The 24,154-nt window shown below is 42.6% G+C and carries 24 protein-coding genes and 2 pseudogenes; 15 read left to right on the top strand and 11 right to left on the bottom strand.

Features of this window, described 5'->3' with window-relative positions:
• Nucleotides 1-66: 66 nt before the first annotated feature.
• Entirely contained in the window at nt 67-1,014 is a 948-nt protein-coding gene (locus V7K41_RS02160) for a serine/threonine-protein kinase (protein WP_334845507.1), read from the bottom strand.
• A 163-nt stretch (nt 1,015-1,177) separates the two neighbouring features.
• Nucleotides 1,178-1,495, bottom strand: a complete 318-nt coding sequence (locus V7K41_RS02155) for a DUF4278 domain-containing protein (protein WP_334845506.1) — start codon at nt 1,493-1,495, stop codon at nt 1,178-1,180.
• 313 nt (nt 1,496-1,808) lie between these two features.
• Between V7K41_RS02155 and V7K41_RS02150 the strand changes: the two genes are divergently transcribed.
• Both V7K41_RS02150 and mltA read left to right on the top strand, forming a co-directional pair.
• Entirely contained in the window at nt 1,809-2,063 is a 255-nt protein-coding gene (locus tag V7K41_RS02150) for a hypothetical protein (RefSeq protein WP_100902628.1), read from the top strand.
• Between the two features lie 3 nt (nt 2,064-2,066).
• A complete protein-coding gene (gene mltA, locus V7K41_RS02145; protein WP_334845509.1) occupies nt 2,067-3,326 on the top strand; it encodes a murein transglycosylase A in 1,260 nt (419 codons plus the stop codon).
• A 148-nt stretch (nt 3,327-3,474) separates the two neighbouring features.
• Here the strand turns inward: mltA and V7K41_RS02140 are convergent, their stop codons facing one another.
• The gene (locus tag V7K41_RS02140) at nt 3,475-4,344 is read right to left on the bottom strand and encodes a DUF5895 domain-containing protein (protein WP_334845505.1); all 870 of its coding nucleotides are present in this window, start codon (nt 4,342-4,344) and stop codon (nt 3,475-3,477) included.
• 244 nt (nt 4,345-4,588) lie between these two features.
• Nucleotides 4,589-4,978, bottom strand: a pseudogene (locus V7K41_RS02135) (hypothetical protein); the annotation flags it as partial.
• Nucleotides 4,979-5,571: 593 nt separating this feature from the next.
• On the opposite strand from V7K41_RS02135, the gene V7K41_RS02130 reads away from it, so the two are divergent.
• Nucleotides 5,572-6,072, top strand: a complete 501-nt coding sequence (locus V7K41_RS02130) for a fatty acid hydroxylase (RefSeq protein WP_334845504.1) — start codon at nt 5,572-5,574, stop codon at nt 6,070-6,072.
• A 6-nt stretch (nt 6,073-6,078) separates the two neighbouring features.
• Here the strand turns inward: V7K41_RS02130 and V7K41_RS02125 are convergent, their stop codons facing one another.
• Nucleotides 6,079-6,246 (bottom strand): hypothetical protein, encoded by a 168-nt coding sequence (locus V7K41_RS02125; protein ID WP_334845503.1) that lies wholly within the window; start codon nt 6,244-6,246, stop codon nt 6,079-6,081.
• A 209-nt stretch (nt 6,247-6,455) separates the two neighbouring features.
• Between V7K41_RS02125 and V7K41_RS02120 the strand changes: the two genes are divergently transcribed.
• From V7K41_RS02120 to V7K41_RS02105, 4 genes are all read left to right on the top strand, one after another.
• Nucleotides 6,456-6,650 (top strand): hypothetical protein, encoded by a 195-nt coding sequence (locus V7K41_RS02120; protein ID WP_334845502.1) that lies wholly within the window; start codon nt 6,456-6,458, stop codon nt 6,648-6,650.
• A complete protein-coding gene (locus V7K41_RS02115; RefSeq protein WP_334845501.1) occupies nt 6,637-8,640 on the top strand; it encodes a GAF domain-containing sensor histidine kinase in 2,004 nt (667 codons plus the stop codon). Before V7K41_RS02120 ends, V7K41_RS02115 begins: the two co-directional genes overlap by 14 nt.
• 13 nt (nt 8,641-8,653) lie before the next feature.
• The gene (locus V7K41_RS02110; RefSeq protein WP_334845500.1) at nt 8,654-12,025 is read left to right on the top strand and encodes a PAS domain S-box protein; all 3,372 of its coding nucleotides are present in this window, start codon (nt 8,654-8,656) and stop codon (nt 12,023-12,025) included.
• A 195-nt stretch (nt 12,026-12,220) separates the two neighbouring features.
• A complete protein-coding gene (locus tag V7K41_RS02105) occupies nt 12,221-12,598 on the top strand; it encodes a response regulator transcription factor (protein WP_334845499.1) in 378 nt (125 codons plus the stop codon).
• 144 nt (nt 12,599-12,742) lie between these two features.
• On the opposite strand, the gene V7K41_RS02100 is transcribed toward V7K41_RS02105, so the two are convergent.
• Complete coding sequence (locus V7K41_RS02100) at nt 12,743-13,201, bottom strand: hypothetical protein (RefSeq protein WP_334845498.1); 459 nt, start codon at nt 13,199-13,201, stop codon at nt 12,743-12,745.
• A gap of 725 nt (nt 13,202-13,926) precedes the next feature.
• On the opposite strand from V7K41_RS02100, the gene V7K41_RS02095 reads away from it, so the two are divergent.
• Complete coding sequence (locus V7K41_RS02095; RefSeq protein ID WP_334845497.1) at nt 13,927-15,021, top strand: phosphotransacetylase family protein; 1,095 nt, start codon at nt 13,927-13,929, stop codon at nt 15,019-15,021.
• Nucleotides 15,022-15,086: 65 nt separating this feature from the next.
• On the opposite strand, the gene V7K41_RS02090 is transcribed toward V7K41_RS02095, so the two are convergent.
• Entirely contained in the window at nt 15,087-15,581 is a 495-nt protein-coding gene (locus tag V7K41_RS02090; protein WP_334845496.1) for a DUF4188 domain-containing protein, read from the bottom strand.
• A 66-nt stretch (nt 15,582-15,647) separates the two neighbouring features.
• Between V7K41_RS02090 and V7K41_RS02085 the strand changes: the two genes are divergently transcribed.
• The 5 genes and pseudogenes from V7K41_RS02085 (at nt 15,648) to V7K41_RS02065 (ending at nt 17,872) form a co-directional block, all read left to right on the top strand.
• Nucleotides 15,648-15,854, top strand: a complete 207-nt coding sequence (locus V7K41_RS02085; RefSeq protein WP_334845495.1) for a PadR family transcriptional regulator — start codon at nt 15,648-15,650, stop codon at nt 15,852-15,854.
• Between the two features lie 116 nt (nt 15,855-15,970).
• Nucleotides 15,971-16,183 carry a hypothetical protein gene (locus V7K41_RS02080; RefSeq protein ID WP_334845494.1) on the top strand — a complete coding sequence of 71 codons (213 nt, stop codon included), beginning with the start codon at nt 15,971-15,973 and terminating at the stop codon, nt 16,181-16,183.
• Nucleotides 16,184-16,267: 84 nt separating this feature from the next.
• A complete protein-coding gene (locus V7K41_RS02075; RefSeq protein ID WP_041565591.1) occupies nt 16,268-16,771 on the top strand; it encodes a hypothetical protein in 504 nt (167 codons plus the stop codon).
• Nucleotides 16,772-16,858: 87 nt separating this feature from the next.
• Nucleotides 16,859-17,281, top strand: a pseudogene (locus V7K41_RS02070) (MAPEG family protein).
• 99 nt (nt 17,282-17,380) lie between these two features.
• On the top strand, nt 17,381-17,872 hold the full coding sequence (locus tag V7K41_RS02065) for a YajQ family cyclic di-GMP-binding protein (protein WP_334845493.1): 492 nt from the start codon (nt 17,381-17,383) through the stop codon (nt 17,870-17,872).
• Between the two features lie 376 nt (nt 17,873-18,248).
• On the opposite strand, the gene V7K41_RS02060 is transcribed toward V7K41_RS02065, so the two are convergent.
• Complete coding sequence (locus V7K41_RS02060; RefSeq protein WP_334845492.1) at nt 18,249-18,806, bottom strand: glutathione S-transferase family protein; 558 nt, start codon at nt 18,804-18,806, stop codon at nt 18,249-18,251.
• Nucleotides 18,807-18,812: 6 nt separating this feature from the next.
• On the bottom strand, nt 18,813-19,277 hold the full coding sequence (locus tag V7K41_RS02055; protein WP_292738383.1) for a hypothetical protein: 465 nt from the start codon (nt 19,275-19,277) through the stop codon (nt 18,813-18,815).
• A 538-nt stretch (nt 19,278-19,815) separates the two neighbouring features.
• Here V7K41_RS02055 and V7K41_RS02050 point away from each other — a divergent pair.
• Nucleotides 19,816-20,535, top strand: coding sequence for a tetratricopeptide repeat protein (locus tag V7K41_RS02050; protein ID WP_334845491.1), 720 nt, complete (start codon nt 19,816-19,818; stop codon nt 20,533-20,535).
• A 225-nt stretch (nt 20,536-20,760) separates the two neighbouring features.
• Here the strand turns inward: V7K41_RS02050 and V7K41_RS02045 are convergent, their stop codons facing one another.
• Together V7K41_RS02045 and psaM are read right to left on the bottom strand one after the other, a co-directional pair.
• Entirely contained in the window at nt 20,761-21,171 is a 411-nt protein-coding gene (locus V7K41_RS02045; protein ID WP_334845490.1) for a hypothetical protein, read from the bottom strand.
• A gap of 352 nt (nt 21,172-21,523) precedes the next feature.
• A complete protein-coding gene (gene psaM, locus V7K41_RS02040) occupies nt 21,524-21,613 on the bottom strand; it encodes a photosystem I reaction center subunit XII (RefSeq protein ID WP_040630342.1) in 90 nt (29 codons plus the stop codon).
• 199 nt (nt 21,614-21,812) lie between these two features.
• Here psaM and V7K41_RS02035 point away from each other — a divergent pair, with 199 nt between their 5' ends.
• Nucleotides 21,813-23,069: an FGGY-family carbohydrate kinase gene (locus tag V7K41_RS02035; RefSeq protein WP_334845489.1), complete on the top strand. Its 1,257-nt coding sequence runs from the start codon at nt 21,813-21,815 to the stop codon at nt 23,067-23,069.
• Nucleotides 23,070-24,154 lie beyond the last annotated feature (1,085 nt).

Here is a 24,154-nt window from a genome sequence, read left to right as displayed (position 1 = left end):
TTTTACCCTAGCCCGGATATTCCCACTTTGTTTCCAACTTGATTGCCTATCAGGCAAGTCCTTTTGTCAATAGGGTTTGAGACGCGCTAACCCTGTAGAAGCAGACGGATACCCAATTGAGTTTTGTTCAGAAAGGAAAGCTTGAGGCGGTTGTGTAAGAGATGGTGGTTGAATTGATTGCGTTTCTACTTTAGTATTGAAATACTTAAGCACCCGCAAAACTTCAGCCGCAGACTGATAGCGCTGTTTAAAGTGATGTAGTACCATCTTAGATAGCACAGATGCCAACTCAGAACTGACGTTAGCTTGATGCTGCCAAGAAATTTCTCCTGTATCTGGGTCTTCCTCAAAGTTTATAGGATGTAACCCTGTCAGTGATTGTATACCAATAATGCCCAAGGAATAAATATCGCTGTTGGGGCGGGGCTTACCTTGCGCCTGTTCTGTAGACATATATCCGGGAGTACCAATAATAATAGTAGCTCCCGTGTGCCCTGAAATTGTAAGCAGTTGAGTTTGGACTTGTTTAACTGCGCCAAAGTCAATCAGCACTAACTTACTGTCTTGTTGCCGCCTGATTATATTATCTGGCTTGATATCTCGATGGATAACATTGTGGCTGTGAATAAATTCTAGAATACCTAGAACCTGTTGGAGCAGTTGAATTACTCGATCTTCTGTCCAACGTTGATTGGGGAATAGTTCCGCCTTCAGAGTCTGCCCTTCTATAAACTCTTGCACCAAGAAGAACTCTTGGTTGTCTTCAAAATAGGCTAAAAGCCGAGGAATCTGGTCATGGTTGCCCAGTTGTTCTAGTGTTTCTGCCTCACTGGTAAATAGCCGTCTGGCAGTTTCGAGAAATTGAGGTGTACGAGTGACGGGCTTAAGGTGTTTGACAACGCATTTCGGGAAACCTGGCCGATGAGTATCTTGGGCTATGTAGGTTTGACCAAATCCACCTCCACCTAATATCTGGAGGACTTGGTAACGTCCGTCTAATAATTGTCCTAACATTGTGTCACAAGCCTTAAGTCCTGAAATTAATCTTGACACAACTACCAGCTTTGGCAAGGTTTGTTGAGACAGAAAGTAGGTAGTGCTGAAATTTTAAGGTTTTTTGAGAATTCTACTACCAGTTTATAACTCTTTGACTCCAGATCGGCTTGCAGCCATATTATTATTGAAGCTTTAATTCATCAGAAATCGGCAGTACCTCAACTTTTGAATTAGTTGTTGGTTGAGAGACTACGCTAACTTCTTTTAGTGGAGTTTTATTTACAAAGTAGGTGATTCCTCGAAAGCTCAATTTATCAGTTATTGGCAGAGGAACTTTAGCCGATTTGGAATTTGGATCGACACGATAGTTAACACCACGGTACATCAGATTATAAGCTGGTTCAATTTGAGGAACTGGTCGAAATGGCTGTTCTGTTTTTTTGCTGCCAACTTTGTTTGGGTCGCATTCGTAGCTTAGACCACGATAGTAAAGTTTCATAATTTTTGCCTCCTGAATAACTGTTTTTCAACAATGCCAATGATTTATCAGAAGTTGATTAGAGAGTTATGCAAGAGCTAATGTAAACTTACACTTTTTAAGGAACTGCTTAAAGGATTAGGCGTCTAGAGTGAAGAGTCATTGGGCATAAGAGGCAGAGGTGCAAAGGGGCAGAGAAGAAAAACTTACTGCAACTTCACTTTTCCCCTGCTTCCCTGCTCCCCTGCTGGCAACCTCCCGTATGCTTACCCTTTTCATTCGGGGGTTACGTGGTTAACAATGGGTTGAATGTTTTTTTAAATGATTCAACTTTATGGCTAGAACTGCAAATGAATATGCCGTATACCTCCTATTGGAAAGCGGCCACCGAGAAGAAGTACGTTTTCCTACTATTCAAGAGTTTCAGAAATGGTATAGCGGCGAACTTGTGCCAAAATCTGCTTCTAATGACTTCATTAGCGTTCCGATCAAAAATATTCAAGGGGAATATATGGTAGTACGCCCTTCTCGGGTCGTCGCAATCCGGGTAGAACCTATTTTTAGTTCCAGTGTTGAAAGATTCAACTAAATGATGAGAAAAACCCTTGCTTTGCTTTCCTTGAGTTTAGGAATTGCCCTTGTAAATCCTCTCTGGTCGGCTGTTGCTCAGGTTCCTAACTTACTGCCGTTGCCAATACCGACTGCTCCCGATCTTCCACCTATACCAATACCAATCACTCCTGAGATCGCGCCGCCGCTAAAACCAATCACTATCGTCAGCGATTGTACGCTCCGGCCGACCTGCTTGGGTTGGGATGAGCAAATTTGGGGTCAAAGAGGTAAAATAGGCGATCGCAATGCGTTGTTAGCTTCTATTGATAACAGTCTGCTTTACCTAACAAAGAATCAGGCGATCGCAGCATATCAAAATTATCCAGTTCGGGAAATTACTCTCGATCGCGTCCGTCGGAGTTTGCTACGTTTCCGCCAACTGGTTGTCAGTTCTCAGTCAGCAGCTCAACTACAAGCTGCTGTCAGTCGTGAGTTTGTCTTCTACCAGTCTGTGGGCAACGATGGCAAGGGTACTGTTAAGTTCACTGCTTATTACGAACCTGTTTACACCGCTAGCCGTGTCAGAACTGCAATATATAAGTATCCTCTTTATCGGCTACCACCTGATTTTAGCCAATGGCCTAAACCTCACCCAAAACGAATTGATTTGGAAGGGAAGGATGGTTTAAAAGGGAATAAGAGCAAGTTACGGGGTTTAGAACTGCTTTGGTTTCGCGATCGCTTAGATGCATACATGGTACATATCCAAGGTTCTGCCCAAATTAAATTAACTAATGGCAAAACAACATCAATTGGCTATGCAGGTGGAACTGATTACCCGTGGACTAGTATCGGTAAAGAACTGGCAAAAGATGGCAAACTTCCACTAAATGGATTGACAATGCCACGGATGATTGCTTATTTCCGGCAAAAACCCCAGGAGTTGAGCAATTATCTACCGCGCTGGGAACGATTTATTTTCTTCCAAGAAACTGGTGGTACTGCTGCTACAGGCAGTATTCATGTACCGGTGACAGCAGAACGTTCTATTGCTACAGATAAGTCTCTCATGCCACCGGGAGCATTAGCACTGATTTACAATTCATTTCCCTATCCTGCCAGTGGTGGCAAACTAGAGAGGCGTACTGTTAGCCGCTTTGTGCTTGACCAAGATACAGGAAGCGCCATTAAAGGCCCGGGCCGGGTGGATTATTTCATGGGATCTGGTAAACTAGCAGGCGATCGCGCCGGTGTCACAGGCGGTAATGGCTCACTATATTATTTACTGCTCAAAGAATAGATATTGGGCATTGAGCATGGGGGATGAAGAAGAGACAAGGTAGACAAGGAACAGGGGGGAGACTTGGGAGAGATTAGTTCAATAATTCCCCTTTGTCCCCCTTGTCCCCCTTGTCCCCAGTCCCCAGTCCCCAGTCCCCAGTCCCCAGCTAATACGGCGGATAAGCAAAATCATCCTCATCAGCATAAACGTAAGAGTTGGAAACTCCTGCCATTGCCAATTTAGGCATTTCTGATTTTACAGGTTCCTTGCCAAAATCTTTGTATTCTTCAAAAGTCTTACAAATCATTGCAGACTCAAGAGCATCGGAAGCAATTAAATATTGCGTTAAAGTCCCTACGGTAGGATGTTTATAGTCCACAGTTGAAGCTACCAAAACTGTATTTGGTTCAATACCTCTTTCTTCACACTCAATGATCGGACAAAAAATCCCGTGAGCATGGAATAATGGCCCTTTTGGTGTCAAAGGTTGCTTGCGATAAACAGCATAAGCTTTTTCTAGTTCAGCAACGAATCCACTAACTACTTTACCTTGTTGATATTCGCAGTAGGTTTTGCTGAAACTCGCTCCGGCAGCACCATTAAGTGTTAGTTGTAGTGGTAATTCATGTAAAAACTTTTTATTCTCTCCCACTATAAAAATTAGATAGCGAGTAAAGGTTTTAAATTTAAGTTTGTCGGCTAAAAAAGCATCATAATTCTCTTTGAGCGTACCCAGTTTTAGACCACTTTCCCGATCTTTGACAGACAATGGTCCCCGACGCACTATAACCACCCGTGGAGTAGTGGTAATAAAGACCGTTTCGACTCCAGAGGTAAATTCATGCTCTACTTGCTGCCAATTATCATCTGGCACAAAGCCGACAGCATTGGCATTATCCAGCTTAATTGCCAAACCGTGGGATTGCATACCATCTGTGCCATATCGAGGATTAATCATCTGACACCAGGGAAGGACTTGAGAAGGCGGTGCATTAAATTTATCGTCTTCAAAGTCAAAATTAGCAGATGCTTTCATCGTTTTAGGCTATCAAAGTGTTTTATTGAACAAGTTTATCGGCAGGGCGCTGAGGAAAGGAGAGCCAGTTATGTACCCAAGCGTATTGATATTATATATTCTTCACTCCAAACTATTTGTCTGTTCGCATCAATAATTTTTAACAAACTTAGTTTGTCCACCATACAACGATAATCTAAATCTAACTTCTGTGCTTCTTCCAAGGCTTGTGGGTATTAAACTCTATTTTCACTAAACGCAATCTAGTCACATTACCATCAAAAACATCTTGAATGGTCGTGGCAACTATCTTTAAGGCTAATGGATTGCCTGCGTAACGTTCAATCATTACTTTCCATTCATTCTCTGCCGCCGATAGTCCCTTGAGTTTTAAAATTTCTTGCCCCTTTGCCACCTTTAATCCCCTCAGTAGCAATGAGCAAACAGATAGTGCTTGTCCTTCCAAAAATGCTATTTCTCTGGGTTTTTCACGACTAGTCAACACTAAGCAGTTTTGGTGAGTTGCTTCTCCTACTCGTCTTAAAAGCTCACCATATTCCTCATATCCTTCTCGATAAAGTCCAGCGCGGCTACCACTGCAAAGAATTGATTCTGCATTATCCAGGATCGCTAAACAGCGATAATTTTGTAAATAATATTGAGAGCTACATTATTACTCTATTAACAAAAAATATCTATGACATCTAATTAATTATAGATGTTACAAATTTTACAGTTTTTTAATTAAACTATAAAAAGGCTTTCCTCACTTTGATAACTCAATGAATGTTGGCAGAATACCTATTTATATAATTCTGCTCATATTCATAATTGAAGCCTAATTGCAATGAATTTAGAATTAACAATCTTGAAAAAAGCCTTAACCTAAATTTGTACTAACTTTAACTCAACCTTTGCTTAGGCTGTATGCCTTAGTAAGAAGATTGTGTAGTAACTATAGTAAAATACTGTATTTTTATCGGGTTTTAGATGTATTACTACCATTAACTCAGAGATAAAAGTCAAATTGGAGGTTTTTACAAGTTGCTGTTTGCTGCATTAAGGATCGGAAATTCATAAAACTGCAACTGACCTAATTACATATACTCTGAGCCAAATTACCTGGAGCGTAGACATATGAGACGCACAAATGGCTGCTTGAATAGCAAAAAACTAAGTGTCTACGCCCACAGCATGACATTTGCATATTTTCTGTGGAGTTTTCTTAACTATTCTTGAGGAGTACAAATGCTTGAGGCTATCGCTGTTGCTTGGTTATTACTGTTTTTTGGCGATTTTCTATCTACATTCTTTTACCACGTACCCGAGCACGTTTTTGGTAGCCTTCATTTAAAAACGCACCACTCCTGGAAAAAGGACTTCCGCCACTATGCTATTTTGACTTTTAATCCCCAGGTTCTTTTAGATGGTATCTTTGGAGCTTTACCTTATATACTTATAGCAGTAGTCTTGTGGTTTTTCTCTCCCATTGGCGTTATCTCTGGATTACTGCTTGGTCAGTTTCATGTATGGTGGAGACACATAAGTGTACTGGGTTGGCAAACTCCAAAGCCTGTAAATATCTTATGTCAAATTCTATTTATTACCACTCCTGAGAGACACTGGTTACATCATCACAAAACTAATTTAGGTTTCGGCGATATTTTCACCTTCTTTGAACAACCTGCACAAATGTGGTTGCGCTGGCTGCGATTACTCAGACTTCGTTTTCGCGACTCTCGGATCTAACTAAAACTAGCGCTTACCTAAATACTTTTTAAAATTACCAAAAGAAGCTGCGATCGCAGCTTCTTTTTGTACACTCAAGGCGATTATTCTACTCTTAGAAATGCCTTCACCTATATACTCAAAAGCTAATTCCCAATTTATGAGGAGTAGCAACAAGAGACATGAATTTACCATAGATTGAAACCTATGCTTTTATCTAATTAATAATTTTTTTTTTATAGTTTTTTTAGAACTTATCAAACAGTAAGCGAGTTATAAGAACGCAATAATGCCTCTGGTAAAGAGTTTAAAGGTATCTGGTACCGCTCGACTTCGCTGTTATATCGCTAAGGTTTTTGGGAAAACTAGTTTTAATTAGTAAACTATTATATCCCTAGATTTTTATGACAATTCCTCTCTTTTCAAGAGATGCTAGACCTAGCTTGTTTATGCAAAGGAGTACGGATAGCTACGGTGAAGGTGGCAAGAGGTTGCCATACAGTGTAAGTTTCTCTTTGAGACACGACTCCAACAAACCAACACTGATTGTGAGAAATTTGCAACCTGCTGCTTATGAGGTGTTTCATGCCCGCAGTTAGCCTCAGAAAGATGCTCAACAAAAAAGAGTTGCCATCTCTTATTCATAACTTAGTCTACCAGTTCAACATCGCGATTGATGTTGAACTGGTAGACGGCACAAAACTGATTAGCATTGGGGAGCAAACTGTAGAAAACCGTTATCCAATCGAGGTTTCAGGAGAAATCATCGGTTGGGTTGTAGGGGAAGAACAGGCAACTATACTTGCAAATTTGCTCTCATTTCTGGCAAAGCAGGAAGCTGAGAAGAAAGTACTCGCCAAAGAATTACTGGAGCGATATCAGGAAATTGATTTGTTTGACGATATCTCGACTCAACTGACAACAAGTTTAGATACACGACAGATTGCCCAACTTGTGCTTCAAGAATTGAGTCAATTAATTGAATCATCTGCGGGGATAATTCTGCTTTTGAGTCCAGATGCAACTGCGTTTGAAATCGTTGCCGAATTTGGAGTGTTTTTTGACCACAATCAGCCGGAACCGGGTAAGGGAATTATCGGCAACATTGTGCAATCCAACCGAGCAGAACTCGTCAATGATGTGCAAGCCGATTCTCGATTAGAAGGGCAAAAAAACGTTGCTGCAATGATTTGTGTACCGTTGCGAGCCAAAGAGCGGGTACTAGGAGCGATCGCTATTGGAACGGCCAAAACTGACTCATACAAGGCTGAACACCTGAAACTGGTGAGTATCTTTGCCTCTCAAACTGCGATCGCTATTGAAAAAGCTGTGCTTTACGAGCAAAGCACTCAAGCAGCCGTCCAGGCAAAAGCCCAGACACAGAAGCTTCAGCAAGCTCTCCATGAGTTGCAATTAGCTCAAACTCAGTTAATCCAAAGCGAAAAAATGTCAAGTTTAGGGCAACTCATTGCCGGAGTTGCCCACGAAATCAACAACCCAGTTAACTTTATTTGCGGCAATTTAAAGTATGTTGCCGAATACACTAAAGACTTGTTACACCTGTTGGAAAAGTATCAGAAATTTCTACCTGTTGCTCCTCCAGAACTGGAATCAGATTTAGACAATATAGACCTGGAATTTATCATGCAGGATTTCCCCAAACTGCTAGATTCGATGAAACTGGGGACAGGTCGCATCGTCGAAATTGTCCAATCCCTGAAAAACTTCTCCCGCCATGATGAAGCTGAAATGAAAGCCGTGAACATCCACGATGGCATCGATGGAACACTAATGATTCTTCATCATCGCCTGAAAGCAGATGTTCATCGTCCGGCAATTGAAATCGTTAAAGACTATGCAAAACTTCCCCTGATTGAATGCTATCCCGGACAGTTGAATCAGGTGTTTATGAACATCCTGGCAAATGCCATTGATGCGCTCGAAGAGTCATTAGTCATTAGTCATTTGTCATTGGCATCAAACGAATCACAAATAACAAATGACAAAGGACAAAAAATACTCCCGACCATCACTATTCGTACTAAAACCCTTGACCAACAGTGGGTTGTAATTCGCATTGCCGACAACGGCCCAGGCATGAAGGAGGAAGTAATTCGCCGCATTTACGATCCTTTCTTCACCACGAAAGATGTTGGCAAGGGAACGGGATTAGGCATGGCAATCAGCTACCAAATTGTTGTAGACAGACATGGGGGAATACTCAAGTGTCGTTCTCAACCGGGTGAAGGAACAGAATTCTGGATTCAGATTCCGTTAAATTGTGCATTGGTGGACGCTACTGAAGAACAGAATTGCGCCTCTGCCTTGCCAATTCCCACAACAGAATTATCTCCTACTCCCGATACCGACGGCTTCATTCCATCAACAGTTCCAATGCTCAAACCGACGGATTTGCTGATCCGCCATACTCAACTGATCCAGCGACTTTCACAGCACAATCCAGATGTAGAAGGTGCATCACCCGATCAAATTTACCAGATGTTCCAACGCCATCCAATTTCGTTAAGGCTTTACGCCACTTTGTTGTCTTGGTTCTGTTGTTCTAACCCTACCCAAATACGCCACTAAAGAAACCTCAATCATGTTTAACCAACTTGATGAATACAACAGTCAGCTATTTGAGCAATGCCCCGTTGGGCTGGCACTATGCCGAACAGATGGGACACTAATTCATATTAACCCTGCCTATGCTGATATTTTAGGGCGCACTGTTCCAGAAACCTTGAATCTCACCTACTGGCAGATTACCCCAGAAAAATATGCTGCCACGGAGCAATCTAGCCTAGAAGACTTGGAACAAACTGGTCGCTATGGGCCTTATGAGAAGGAATACATCCACAAAGACGGGTACTTGGTTCCAGTCAGGTTATCTGGACTGATAATTGAGAAAGATGGGGAGCGGCTGATCTGGTCTAGTGTGGAAGACATCAGCGACCTTCGCCGCGCCCAGCAGGAACGCCAATATACTGAACAAATCCTAAAACAGAGTGAAGCTCAATATCGCTCTCTGGTAACTGCTACTGCACAAATTGTCTGGGTAAGCACGCCAGAAGGAATTTGCTTTGAACTGGCAAGCTGGATAGCTTATACCGGTCAAAGTCTAGCTGAAGCTGAGAATGGGGGCTGGATTGATGCCGTTCATCCCGAAGATCGCGTCTACACCGGAGAAGTCTGGAGTGCTGCTGTGGCAAACCTGAGTATGTATCAAATTGAATACCGAATTCGTGGCAAGGATGGCAACTATCGCTACTTTTGGGTCTGGGGTGCGCCCGTCCTAGAAGAAGACGGCAGCGTCCGAGAATGGATTGGTACCTGCACTGATATTCACGATCGCAAGCTGGCAGAAGCCGAAAATCAGCGTCTTAAAGAACGATATCGCTCGTTAGTAACTGCTACTTCACAGATCGTCTGGGGAGCTACCCCAAAAGGACTGGCAATAAGCAATGAAATGCTCACCTGGATGGACTATACGGGGCAGAGCGAAGCTGAAGTTGAGGGTTGGGGCTGGATTGATCCAGTTCACCCCGATGACCGTGCCCACTCCACAGAAGCTTGGAATACTGCTGTGGCGAACCGAGGTATCCACCAAACCGAATATCGGCTGCGTGGCAAGGATGGCACATACCGCTACTTCTCTGTCTGTGGTGCCCCCGTCCTGGAAGAAGACGGCAGCATTCGGGAATGGATTGGCACCTGTACTGATATTCACGATCGCAAGCAGGCAGAAGCTGAAAATCAACGTTTATTGGATATGTTAAATCATTCCAGCGATGCCATCATCGTCCGCGACATGAGCGATAAAATTTCTCACTGGAATCAGGGTGCAGAAAGGCTCTACGGTTGGACGCGTGAGGAAGTGAAAGACCGATGCATTCAGTCTTTTCTCAAAAAAACTTTTCTCAAACCAAAAGAAGAAATCATCGCAGAGTTATTAGAGCAAGGAAATTGGGAAGGAGAAGTGGAACATCTCACCCATGAAGGCAGATTGATTACCGTCCAGAGCCGATGGACTTTGCAACGGGACATCGATGGTCAGCCCTGCGCGGTGCTGGAAATTAATACTGATATCACTGCCCGCAAACAAGCAGAAATCGCTCTGCGGCAACTGAATCAAGAACTGGAAGCCAGAGTTGAAGAGCGGACGGCTGCGCTGCAAAATACCCTAGCAGAGGCGCAGGGATTAAATGCCATTTTAGATAACTTAGCAGATGGTTTGTTAGTGGCAGACACCGCAGGACAAATCACCCATTTCAATCCTGCCTTTTTAGCCATGTATGAATTGACAGCTACCGCCCTCAACGGTCACTACCGAGAATTGCCGATATCTGGTTTAACAAACCTAGTTGCACAAACTCAATCCCATCCCAGAGAAGTGTTCTCTGCTGAAGTTGTACTGACAAAGGAACGCATTGGTCAGGCAGTAGCAACCGCCATTTTCAAAAAGATGGCAGATTCAGAACCCGCTGCCTGCTTCGGTTCAGCACTGCTGATTCGGGATGTGACGGCAGAAAAGGAAATCGACCAGATGAAGACCGACTTCATCTCAACAGTTTCCCACGAACTGCGGACGCCACTAACTTCTGTTCTCGGTTTTGCGTCGATCATTCAAGAAAAGCTGGAAACCGATGTGTTCCCAATGCTTTCTACCGAAGATCGCAAGCTTCAGAAAACGATTAAGCGGGTGGCTGACAATCTCAACATTATTGTGTCGGAAGCAGAACGGCTCACGTCTTTGATTAACGATGTCTTGGACATCGCCAAGATGGAAGCAGGTAAGGTGGAATGGCAGATGCAACCTATTGATCCCAGCGAATTACTGGATTGGGCAACCAATTCTACCGCCGGGTTATTTGAAACCAATGGCTTGCAGTTGGTGTGCGAGATTGAACCTGGACTGCCTCAGATAGTAGGCGATCGCAATCGTTTGCTGCAAGTTTTAATCAACCTGATTTCCAATGCCGTTAAGTTTACCGAATCTGGTTGTGTCACCTGCTCCGTCAAACAAGAAAACGACGGTGTTTGCATCAGCGTCATTGATACAGGCATTGGGATTGCGCCTGAAGACCAGCCGAAAGTATTCGAGAAATTCCGCCAAGTTGGCGACACCCTCACCGACAAACCCAAAGGCACAGGATTAGGATTGCCCATCTGTAAACAAATCGTCGATCATCACGGCGGTAGAATCTGGGTTGAGAGTGAACCAGGTAAAGGCAGCATATTCTCGTTCATCATTCCCACCTACGCCTGCGAGCAAAAAACTACTGCTAATCTGAATTTGGATACGCTAGTCAAACAACTCAAAGAACACGTCATCACCAAAAACGCTGTACTGAACCAAAACCGTAAAACCATTTTGGTTGTAGATGATGACGCTAACATTCGGGAACTACTCCGTCAACAACTGGAAAACGAAGGCTACAACGTTCGCGAAGCAAAGGACGGCATGGATGCAATTCATCAAATCAAAACAGCCCGCCCCGATCTGATTCTCTTGGACGTGATGATGCCCCAAATCAACGGCTTCGATGTGGCAGCCGTTCTCAAAAACGATCCTCAAACCGCAGACATTCCGATTATTATTCTGTCAATTATTGAAAACAAAGAACGGGGCTACCATATTGGCATCGATCGCTATCTTACCAAGCCCATTGACACAGAAAAACTCCTCAACGAAATTGGCTCACTGCTTTACCAAGGCATTTCTAGTAAAAAGGTATTGGTTGTAGATAAAAATGCATCAGCCTTAAAAACCCTATCAGATGTACTGCAAACTCAGGGATACAGCGTGATTGAAGCTTCCGATCCGCAAGAATGCATTTATAAAGCCCTGTCAGCCAAACCTGACATGATTATCATTGATTCTATCTTCTCTCAAGAAGCCGATTTGGTGAAAACCCTACGCTTTGAGAAGGAGTTGGAAAATGTATTTTTTATTATGCTGTCTGAACAGTAATTGCTAAGGAGTATGGATTGGAGACTGAGGACTGGGAAGGAATTATTCTAATCCTCAATCTTTAATTTCCAATGCCCAATGCCCAATACTTCGGCTCCCTTCTCTACGAGAGGCTGCGCCAACGACTACGCTCAGGGCAAGTCGCTCAGTACAAGTGCCCAATCCCCAATCCCCAATTCCCAATCCCCAATCCCCATGACCCAGAAAATTCTAATTGTTGACGATGAACCTAATATCTTGATTTTGATGGAACAAGCCTTAGAAGCATTAGAAGATGAGGGTGTTGAACTTCTAACTGCTAGAAATGGAGAAGAAGCTCTCGAAACCATCAAAACTGAAAAACCAAACCTGGTTTTTCTTGATGTGATGATGCCGAAAATGAATGGTCTACAAGTCTGCCATATTGTAAAAAACGACCTGCAAATGGCTGACATCTACATTGTCATCTTGACAGCTAAAGGACAAGAATTTGATAAACAAAAAGGAATTGAAGTTGGTGCAGACTTATATCTAACTAAACCATTTCGCCCCAAAGAAGTACTTGAAAAATCAATGCAGGTGTTGGGTTTTTGAGAAAATTTATGAAGGCTTTTCATCTGCGATCGGAGCTTTTTAGTTGGCTCAGATTCAAAATTATAGGACAAGAGGAGGGGGAGACAAGCTAAATCATTCCCCTATCCCTTGATTATCTCCCTTGACGCTAGGTCTGCCCTGCAATCAATACAACTCTAAAATTTCTAATTCTGGTGAGAGTGGAAAGCCAAATTTTTCATGATAATGAGGAAACTTGAGTAAGAATAGGCATAAAGGTTTATTTTGGTAAAAAGCTTTTAGCTTAAATATGCGAACTTCAAAACCTTCCTTTTCTGCTTCTTGTGATTCCGAAAAGCTTCCAGGAAAAATTTCATCGAAATGAATTTCAGATTTCCTGGCAGCTTCCAAAAAAGGCTTGCCAATCAATCTAGCAGCATTGTCATAGGCAGGGTTAGGTATTACTCTCCTATACTGGCTTTCGTCAAATCCAGCTCTGAAAATAAATTCAAAAAAATCGCTAAATATCTTGACGTTTTCACTTGTATTAAAATTTTGCCAACCTTGAACTAAACTATATTGAAGTTCTTGACAAAGATTAATTACAAATTGATTTTTTATATCATTAATTTCTATAATATTCATTTCAACTTTTACCTACTTTTTAATATTTATTTGCAAAAAAAGCTATTAACTTTAATGACTTGAAAATATATGCATCAAAAATATATTGCAATCTCAAATAAAAAGATTCAAGCTTCTTGAGGCAAACGAACAATATAGAATTTTTTAAATCTCTCTACTCCAGTACCTCATCGTAATGAATTACATTAAGCAGATTTCAGCTTTGCAAATAATGCAATTCTCAAAGCTCACTAAATTTTCTTTATAATCTATAAAGTTTATAAATTTTTCAGATGAAATACTTATGTTGTGTTTATACTGCCATAAGATAATAATGTAAGTCAACAAGATTAGTCATAAATTAAAAAACTACTCAGTATTACTATTGACAAGTTTATATTTCCTTGAAATTGATATCTGATAAACGCAATTTTGTGCTAAAAATACGGACAACACAGATAGCAGTGTTTCTGGGCGGGTTATGGTGCTAATCGAGAATGCTGCAAGATATCTAGAAGCGCTATAGCAATAATATTTGTTAGTAATCACAAATCTTCAAGAGTAGGCGTACAAGTTAGCAAAGCCGACACAAGGAAAGAAAAGCTTTCTCCTGCCCCTGCTTGTTCAATCAGAAGGTAATTCTGGGAAAGCTTAATTTGTGAGAGCGAGAGGCTTTTGCCAGAAGGAACTAGAATTAGGAAACACCTAGCTGGGTTCTTCTGACTTTTGAAATTAGGAGTGCATGTGTGCCAAAATTCCCTAAATATTTGCTGATTGGATCGACCGAGAATTACAGCGGTAAATCTGCAACTGTTCTGGGTTTGTCTCATCAGCTACAGCAAAAAGGTCTGGATATTAGCTACGGTAAACCACTCGGTACGTCTTTCAATTCGTCTAGTGGAACCGTAATTGAGGAAGATGTCCAGTTCATCGCTCTTAGCCTCAATTTGCCGGAAAACCGCGTTGCACCTACAATGCTGGCTTTGGATGAACCAAATGTGCAAAAGCGCTTGCGGGGGGAAGACAAAACCGATTATCAGCAGTCCCTAATACAGCAATATTTACATAAGTCTCAAGGAGATTTAGTGTTGCTGGAGGGGCCTGGTAATTTGTCCGAAGGCAATTTGTTTGACTTGTCTTTGCTGCAAATGGCTGAAGTATTGGATGCTGGTGTGCTGTTAGTAAGCCGCTATAAATCCTTGCTTTCGGTTGAGGCGCTATTGGCTGCAAAACAGCGTCTGGGCGATCGCTTGATTGGAGCTGCGATTAATGATATTCCTGTCACCCAACTAGAAGCAGTTGACACTCTCTTGCGCCCATTTTTGGAACAGCAGGGGATTCCGGTGCTAGCAATGCTGCCGAATAGCGATTTGCTCCGCAGTGTGAGTGTTGGCGAACTAGTCAAGCAGTTAAAGGCTGATGTTCTCTGCCGCAACGATCGCATGGATTTGTTGGTAGAAAGTCTGGCAATTGGAGCGATGAATGTCAACTCCGCTGTGAAATATTTCCGCAAACGCCGGAATATGGCAGTGGTGACAGGAGGCGATCGGGTGGAAATTCAGCAAGCGGCTTTGGAAACTTCTACCCAATGTTTAATTCTCACTGGGCAACTACCACCCCCACCGTTCATTCTCAGTCGCGCTGAAGAACTAGAAATACCCATTTTGTCTGTTGACTTAGATACCCTCACCACTGTAGGAATTGTTGACCGCACTTTTGGTCAAGTCCGTGTCCACGAGCCGATTAAGGTTCAGTATATTCGCCAGTTGATGTCCCAGCATTTTGACATTGACCGCTTGTTATCCAAACTAGATTTAACTCCCGCAGGGGCATTGTCTTAGATTCATCAACTCAAACTATTAAGAGCATCAATGCTCAGTTATCAGTTAGGAGGCTGTATAGCTGGTCATGGTACAGCTGGCTCGCCGTCACCTCCTAAGCGACGGCGTGCTGTTTCCTTCCGCCCCATAGCTGGCACGTGCTTAGTTGCAGCAGCTAATCCAAAGACAGGCATATTCCCGTAAATTGCCTCATATCTTCCCGGTTCTATTAAATAAGTTTCGTGCCAAATGCCAACACTACCATCAGCACCAATACCTTGATTAAACCTTTGCCAAGCTTTTAGATGTGCATCGGCTGGATTTCTGGCAAAACGCTCCAAATCCTCGAACGATCGCCAATACTGAATCAGTCCTACCCCTCGCGGGTAGATAAATCTTTCTCCTCCTAAAAATCCTTTTTCGGGATTCTGATTAAGGCTTCGTAACATGGGCGACATTGCTCTAGCTGTGGGAATCCATTTGGAAAAAGCGAATAATTTATTAATTCGCATCCCAATCAGAAACACAACAAAGGGTTGATCAATCTCGGCTGTAAATCGTCCCGGTATTACTTGAGGCATATACTACTCCTTGTTCTTAAGTTGTTATGCAACTAATTGCATAAGTCAAGTAGTGAATTAAAAATTATGGCATTAGCGCAGGCAATATTAGCGGCTCTGGTTGACGCACCCTGTAGTGGGTATGATTTAGCAAAAAGATTCGATGGCTCTGTAGGCTTTTTCTGGTCAGCAAGTCACCAGCAGATTTATCGGGAGTTGTCGAAGCTAGAAGATCGAGGATGGATCAGTTCCGAGTCGATTCTTCAATCAGGACGGCCAGATAAAAGGCTCTAGAGTGTTACAGACTTGGGAGAACAGCACCTCAAAAAGTGGATTGCTCAATCTTGTGAACCCACGATGATTTACTGGTAAAAATTTTTGCTGGTCATATTGTTCCTAAGCAAATTATCTTGGCAGAGCTAGAAAATCACCAAAACGCCCATCAAAAAAAATTGTCTACGTATAAAGACTTAGAACAGCGTTACTTTAAAAATCCGCAAGAACTGCCAGAAACAGGCAAATTTCAATATTTAACTCTTATAAATGGCATTAGTTATGAAACGCATTGGCTAGCTTGGTGTTACCAAGTAATGGAGTTACTGAACCAAACAATTGAAAATTAGTAGTAATGTCTAACTCAAGTTTTCCTCGCATCTACACGCTGTTTGGTAAAATATCTGGGTCGTTTAATCTGATTTTCTCCATCTTTGAGCCAATCAACAGACCTTATTAACCTAGATACATTAGCGCAAGAACTAGCGACAATCCAGCAAACGGGTTCTAAAAGAATTGCCTTGCTGGGTTCTCGTCACGTCCCGATTACGCATCAGAATCTTATTGAAATGATGACTTATGCCCTAGTTTTATCGGGTAATCGAATCATCACTTCTGGTGCTACAGGTACAAATTCAGCTGCTATCAAGGGAGCAACGCGGGCTGATGCAAATTTGTTGACGGTGATTCTACCCCAAAGCCTGGAACGCCAGCCTTTGGAATCGCGCCAGCAACTAGAACAGGTAATGCATCTAGTCGAAAATCCCAGTAATGATAATCTGTCTCTTGCAGAAGCTAGTTACTTGTGCAACAAGGAGATTGTCTCTCGTTGCCAGCAACTAATCTGCTTTGCGTTTCACGACAGTCGTACCCTGTTACAAACCTGTCAGGATGCAGAAGAACAAAGAAAAGTGGTGACGCTTTTCTACTTTGATTAGTCATTTGTCATTTGTCTTTCGTCATTTGTCCTTTGTATTTGACTAATGACCGATGACTGATGACTAATAAACAATAACTAATAAGTAATGATAATTTTTTTGTACTCGATCGCTGCTGCTGCCGTTCTAATTTATGTGCCATTTTTGGTAGTAGCTTATGCCCGTGCGCGTATTGGTTCTGAAATGTTTTCTACTCCTCGCGCTCTGTTTGATAAATTGCCACCTTATGCCCAACGAGCTACTTGGGCACATCAGAATACCTTTGAAGCGTTTATGGTGTTTGCGGCAGCCGCATTGATGGCTTATGTAACTGGTGTAAATTCAACTAAGGCACAAGTGGCTGCGATCGCCTTTGTGGTGGCCCGTTTCCTATACTCGATTTTTTATATTTTGAATATACCCCTTTTGCGTTAGCGTAGCTCCTCTGAAAGAGGCTCGCTGATGTTTGCGATTGGCATCCTTGGCTCTGCCACTCTCTTTTTCTTGAGCATCATCCAAGCGACTAGTTAATTGGGGTATGGAGACTGGGGGCTGGGGAAGAGTTTTCCCAATCCAAAATTGTTCGACTGAGCGAAGTCGAAGTCCAAAATCTAAAATCCAAAATATTTTATGGCTTCTACTTTTTCCTTTGACATTGTGAGCGACTTTGATCGACAAGAGTTGGTTAACGCTGTCGATCAAGTTATACGAGACATCAAAGGTCGTTATGACCTCAAAGACACTGAAACTACTGTCGAGTTAGTTGAAGAAAGCATTAACGTTAGTACTGACAGCGAGTTTACCTTAGATTCTGTACACACCATTCTGCGAGAAAAAGCCGCCAAGCGTAACCTCTCTCAGAAAATCTTTGATTTTGGCAAGGCTGAATCAGCCAGTGGTAATCGCGTGCGTCAAGAAATCAAACTGAAAAAAGGCATCAGTCAGGAAATTGCCAAACAAATTTCTAAATTGATTCGCGACGAATTCAAAAAGGTACAAGCCTCAATTCAAGGGGATGCTGTGCGGGTTTCTGCTAAATCTAAAGATGACTTACAAGTTGTCATGCAGCGATTGAAACAAGAAGACTACCCAGTTGCTTTGCAATTTACAAATTATCGTTAAAAAATTCGTAATTCGTAGTTAATAATTCAATTACGAATTACGAATTATTCTAAGAGGATGTCTGAAAATTTTTTATATACATCGAACGCTTAGAGATCCCCCTAAATTCCCCTTAAAAAGGGGGACTTTGAGGCTCTTATTCCCCCTTTTTTAAAGGGGGTTAGCAGGGTGGTTTCATACAAGCAAAGAAAAATTAAAACTGGGTTTCAAAGCCTCTCCCCCCGTGGGGGAGAGGAATGGAAGTGAGGGAAAAAGCCATGCCACTTTCACGAGAAATCAAGACTTATGTATTTTTCTTTTTTCGTATGAAACCACCCTGCTTTTTTAAAGGGGGTTAGGGGGAATCAAGCAATATTTGATACTTCTCAAACATCGTCTAAGCTCGTCCGCTAATACTTTTTTGAAATGCTGGACGCTCAGATAAGTGCTTCATATAGTTCAACACCTCTGGGTAGGAACTGAGGTCAAGCTTCAGCAGGACGGGAATGTAATTCAGAATAGCCCCCACTGCCACATCAGCAACAGTGAATTCATTACCAAGCAAAAAAGGTTGCTTACTGAAAATTTCATTTAACGGAGTCAACAAGCGGGGCATTTCCCGTTCCCTATTCTCCTCTCCAAAAATCCCTGGACCAAGGGTAGCATTAGCAAACAACACCCATTGAGAAAATACAGAACGTTCCTCTAGTGAAAGTGGAATTTTACTGTACTTATCGGCAAGATACAGCAAAATTGCCCCAGATTCCCAAAGCTGAAAATTTCCATCAACAATTGCTGGAACTTTACCAAATGGGTTAATTGCCAAATGTTCAGGCTTAAGATGTTCACCCGCCTGCATATCAAGCTTGACGAATTCGTAGGGAATTTCTAATTCTTCTAAATACCAGTGAACAATTGAAGCTCGGCTACGAGCGCCGCCGTAAAGTTTTAGCATAATTACTTAAAGAACTTTGTGAGTGTGAGAATGCTGTTTAACGTTATCTTCTTTGGTTACAACTCTAGCGGCGTTTAACACTCGCTTGCGCTCAATTGAATATTTAAATTCAGTGTAGTTTGTACCCAAGGGAATTAAAGATTTTGCAGATTCACGACGCTTGTAGGTACGAGCTGCTGCAAATGCCCGTGGCACAAATTCCTCTCCAAACTGAGCCGACTCTGGGAAGCCATCTGGCAGCAGTTGTGAATCGCCATCCAACACAGATCCTAAAGTTGTGGCATGAGCCAACTTATAAGAGGTAGGAATGCCCTTTAAAAGCGCTTCTAAAGCCGCAGAGGGAATCGGCTCGATAACTTCGATTTGATAAACTTCTCCATCTTCTTTGACGAAGCAGGTTGCCAAGCCAATAACAATGTAATCATCGGTTGCTAAATCAGGAGCATTGGGATAGGAAATTGCAGTTGTCATCGGGAAATTTCTCAAAACTTAAAAATTGAATTTAGGGAATGGGGAATGAGCATTGGGCATTGGGTAAAACAGTTCCGAGTTTCGAGTTCCGTTAGCGGAAGCGGGGCGTTTAGCCCGTGCTGAGTAAAGAAGTGAGATTCCCCACTCAGCACTCAGCACTCAGCACTCAGCACTCCTGAAGGGCATTGGGCATTGGGCATTAATTATTCTCCCCTTGATTCCCCTGCTTCCTCATCCCCTCTTTAATAACGGCTTGTTGGCATTCTACCAATTTGTCGCTCTCACTACTTGACTAGTCTTTGAGATTGACATCTGCTATTTCTGGAATTCATCTTCGGGATCGAGTATCCATGATTAGGTTTGAGGAGCAATTGTTTATTTAAGGCATAGATTTCTACTGGTGTGAGTAGTTTAAATTCAGTCTTGAGATGGCTTTCCAGTAACCAGAAATACTTTAAAAGTAGACCCAATGGTAAAACCACCAGAGGGAAAAAACTAGAATTTTATTTCACAAAGCATGGATTTAATGTAGGAAAAGATGAATATTCACTCATTTTTAGCTGACGATGACCAGCAAAGTAAACAATACAAGTATGTTCTAAATACTACAAATAAAGTTCCAGATCGAAGGAAAAGCGATCGCAGCAAATCTAATTTTGGGGATAGCTACTTACGCTCTTTTGCTTTAAAGTTGGCTCAACAAGGAGATTATACTGAAGCGATCGCACTTTTAAGCCAACTAATCTGTCGCCACCCCCACAATGCCGTTGATTACAACAACCGGGGGCTAATATATTTTCAAAGTGGTGAAAGGCAAAAAGCGCTTTTTGATTATAATACTGCCCTTAAACTTAATCCTTATTTGGCTAGTGCTTATAATAACCGCGCAAATTACTATGCAGCTTGTGGAGAATTGGCAGTAGCACTTGCCGACTACGATCGAGCGATTGATTTGAAACCTCACCATGTTCGGGCGTGGATTAACCGAGGCATTACCTGGCGTGATTTGGGGGAATACGAGGTGGCAATTGAGAATTTTGAGCTAGCACTGCTTTTTGGTCAACTAGAAGGTCATATCTGGGCGGAACGCGGCAGGACTTACCATCTTTGGGGTGACTGGAATTGTGCGATCGCTGATTATCGTCGCGCCCTTACTAAACTATCCTCTCTTGACAACAATAAGGATATTACTAGTTGTCGCTTGCGTTTACAACTCGAAAACTGGCTAAACGAGCTGCTATCTGAATCAGCGTCCTAGTTGGTAGATTAGTTCTTCTAGGGGATTCAAAATTCAAAATAATTGATTAATTTTGAACTAGAGTTTAGTGACGCTGTATCGCTAATGACTAATAGATGAGAACTACATAGCTATTCAAAAATTAGCTATTAACCATTACTTATTAGCAATAATATAAATTAACACCCGGTTTCTAGGTAGCATAAATCACAATAAACCTAAATAATCCCAAATTCGCCATTTATCTTAGGGTGATGAGTCTATTTGTTCATCTTGTCGGCGATCTTGATTCATCAACACAATCTGACGCTGGCTGGGATCGAATCGGTATCCTTGTTGTTGCCTAATACTTTTAGCTTGTTGCGGATCGAAGTTACGGCTAAATTCTGCCTGCAAACCATTGACATGTCCTTCCATCAGCTTGACTTCAGTACTCATTTCTCGCAACTTTTCTTGCTGTAACCAATGATAAGGCAAGAGTTGTGTTAAGGCAGATGCTGCAACAGCTGTAATCACAAGATTAACTGCTATTTTGGCTGTGCTTTCCAGTGCCATCACCTGGTAAGAACGTTGACGAAGATGCCGCTTTGGTCGAGGAGTGACCCGGCGTTTTTGTATAGGTTGTGACGGTGGTCTGGAGGGTTGAATCGCGTTCATGATGCTAAAAGATAACCTCGCTTAGTGAAGGGAAGCACTATCAAGAGTGCTGAGTTATGAGTTTTGTTAGCGGTAGCGGGGGTTTAGCCCGTGCTGAGTTGGAAATCTCACTCAGCACTCAGCACTCGATACTCAGAACTGAATTAGCACTCAGCATTCCTGAATGCTTGATTTAGCTGTCATATTACTTCATTTTTTTGAAATAGCTACAAGTGTTGCACCAGTTAAAAAATAACCTGGCTTACGTAAGTGCAAGGTTTCGAGCTACTTATGGCATAAAACCACAAGCTTCTGGAAATTGCACCCCGTACTGCCAGGATTATTAGCTTTTTAACTGTGTCACATCGTAAGCTTATTTGTAAAGTTCTGTGGCTAATCGCCAAGCTAGAACTCCTGGGATCAGCGCCACAACTAGAGCGATGTAGACTTGAGTATCTGAGATGGAAGATATCTGAGCGATGTACAGAGTATCTAAGATAGGCATGGCTGAAAACCTCCTAACCTGAATAGATTTTGAACAGTTCGTTTACTACTTTTCCTTGTTTTGCCAAGATTGTGGAATATCTTGTTACAAGATGCAACAAAAGCAGTTATTAGTCAGTAGTCCTTAGTTATTCTCCGTTAGAAAAATTTATAAAAATATGAATTTATATCTGGGTATCGACTTCGGCACATCTGGCGCACGCGGTGTTGCGATTGACGAGGAAGCTTCTTGTATTCAAGCTGAGGTGCGATATCCTTTTCAAGACTCACCAGCCGCCGTTACGCCAAAAATTTGGCAAGAGGCTTTGTTTGCGTTGGTGGAACAAATACCTGACCAATTGCGGCGAGGAATTAAAGCGATCGCAATTAATGGTACTTCCTCCACCGTCTTGCTGGTCGATGCTGCTGGCAATCCAACAGATGCACCACTGCTGTATAACGATGCGCGGGGATCATTGGTGCTAGAGGATTTGAGGAGGATAGCACCCCCCAATCATACCGTGTTGAGTGCCACCTCCAGCCTAGCCAAACTTTTGTGGATGAGGCAATTACCCTCTTTTAGCAAAGCTAGATATTTCCTGCATCAAGCAGATTGGCTGGCGTTTCTTCTGCATGGACAGCTGGGTATTAGCGATTACCATAATGCTTTAAAGCTGGGTTATGACGTGGAAGAGTTGAAATACCCAGAATGGCTAGAAAAGCTGCAAATACCGATTCAGCTACCCAAAGTTTTAACTCCTGGGACTCCAATTGCCGAATTGCGCCCTGAAATTGCGGATAAATTCGGTTTGGGTCGTGATTGTCTGGTGTGTGCTGGTACAACTGATAGTATTGCTGCTTTTATTGCCAGTGGAGCAAAATTACCAGGTGAAGCCGTGACTTCCCTTGGTTCAACGTTGGTACTAAAGTTGTTAAGTCGTACCCGTGTAGAAGATGCCAGATATGGGATTTACAGCCATCGCCTGGGGGATTTGTGGCTGAATGGTGGTGCTTCTAATACTGGAGGTGCAGTACTACAGCAATTTTTCACCAACGCTGAGTTAGAAAGCCTCAGCCGGGAGATTGATGCATCAAAAGCTAGCGAGTTAGATTATTACCCGTTGTTGAAGGTAGGCGATCGCTTTCCGATTAACGATCCCAATCTAGCCCCACGTTTGGAACCACGCCCAGATAACCCAGTGGAATTTTTGCATGGGTTGTTAGAAAGTATTGCCCGTATAGAAGCGCGAGGGTATGAATTGTTGCAGCAAATCGGTGCAGACAAGTTGAGCCGGGTTTATACTGCTGGCGGTGGCGCAGCGAATGATACTTGGACTGCAATTAGGGCGCGTTATTTGCAGGTTTCTGTTGTAGCATCAGTGTATACAGAAGCTGCTTACGGGACAGCGCTGTTGGCGATGGCTGAACAAAAGTAATTTTGTAACTATCTTTTCGTAGGTATTTCGTAAATCAGTATCTATCCCAGTGACAATCGATATATATCGGCCGATACTGGGATGATTAGATACCGGACTATAGATTCCAGGTTGATCGTCTGGGCAGCTATTCGGGGATGGGTGCTTCGCCACAGCGCGAATGTCATCTATCCCCTTTATTAATTATCGGTGTGAGTTTAAGATAGCCTAGCGTCGCATTTGAGCAGCTTTGGGATTGCCATGAATGTAGCGTAGAGTATTTAAGTAAGTCGGTGCAATAAAACCAAACTGTGGCGTGACAAAGCTAAATTGTTGCAATCATGGCGATGCCTGCGGTGGTCACTGAGAGGATGTTTTAAAAGTGGTTTGCTGTAATTTTAAGCACTTATTGATCCCCCCTAACCCACGCCAGTCGCTCCACTTGGGGAGACCCCAAGACCGCGCTGGCTCCCCTTAAAAAGGGGGGAACCGGAATCAAAGTCTCCCTTTTTAAGGGAGATTTAGGGGGATCTAAAATGTTTTGCTACTGGCCAGAGAACTTTTAAAACATCCTCTGAGCGGCTGGTGAGCGCAGTCGAACCATGTCGAAGTGCGGGCTATGCCAACGCATTTGTTATTTCGGCGAACTAATTTGTTATTTCGGCGGACTCATTTGTTATTTCGGCGAACTCATTTGTTATTTCGGCGAACTAATTTGTTATTTCGGCGAACTAATTTGTTATTTCGGCGGACTCATTTGTTATTTCGGCGAACTAATTTGTTATTTCGGCGGACTCATTTGTTATTTTGGCGAACTCATTTGTTATTTCGGCGGACTCATTTGTTATTTTGGCGAACTCATTTGTTATTTTGGCGAGCGCATTTGTTATTTCGGCGTCTCCATAACGCACCCTACGAAACAACTAGAAGAGTTGAAACCTATGCTGGTCATACTTGTGTGTATACCGTAGTGCAAGGGAAGGGGAGTAAGATTCAAAGCCTCTCTCTTGAAAGGCTACAGTGTACACACAAGTCGAATTACCCCCCTTAGTCCCCCTTGCAAAGGGGGGAAACAGGAAATCTAGTTCCCTCCCCTTTATAAGGGG

The sequence above is a fragment of the Nostoc sp. genome, from assembly GCF_036917415.1.
Classification (GTDB): domain Bacteria; phylum Cyanobacteriota; class Cyanobacteriia; order Cyanobacteriales; family Nostocaceae; genus Nostoc.
Note: the sequence above shows the minus strand (reverse complement) of the source record. Positions and strands in the feature narration are given on the sequence as shown.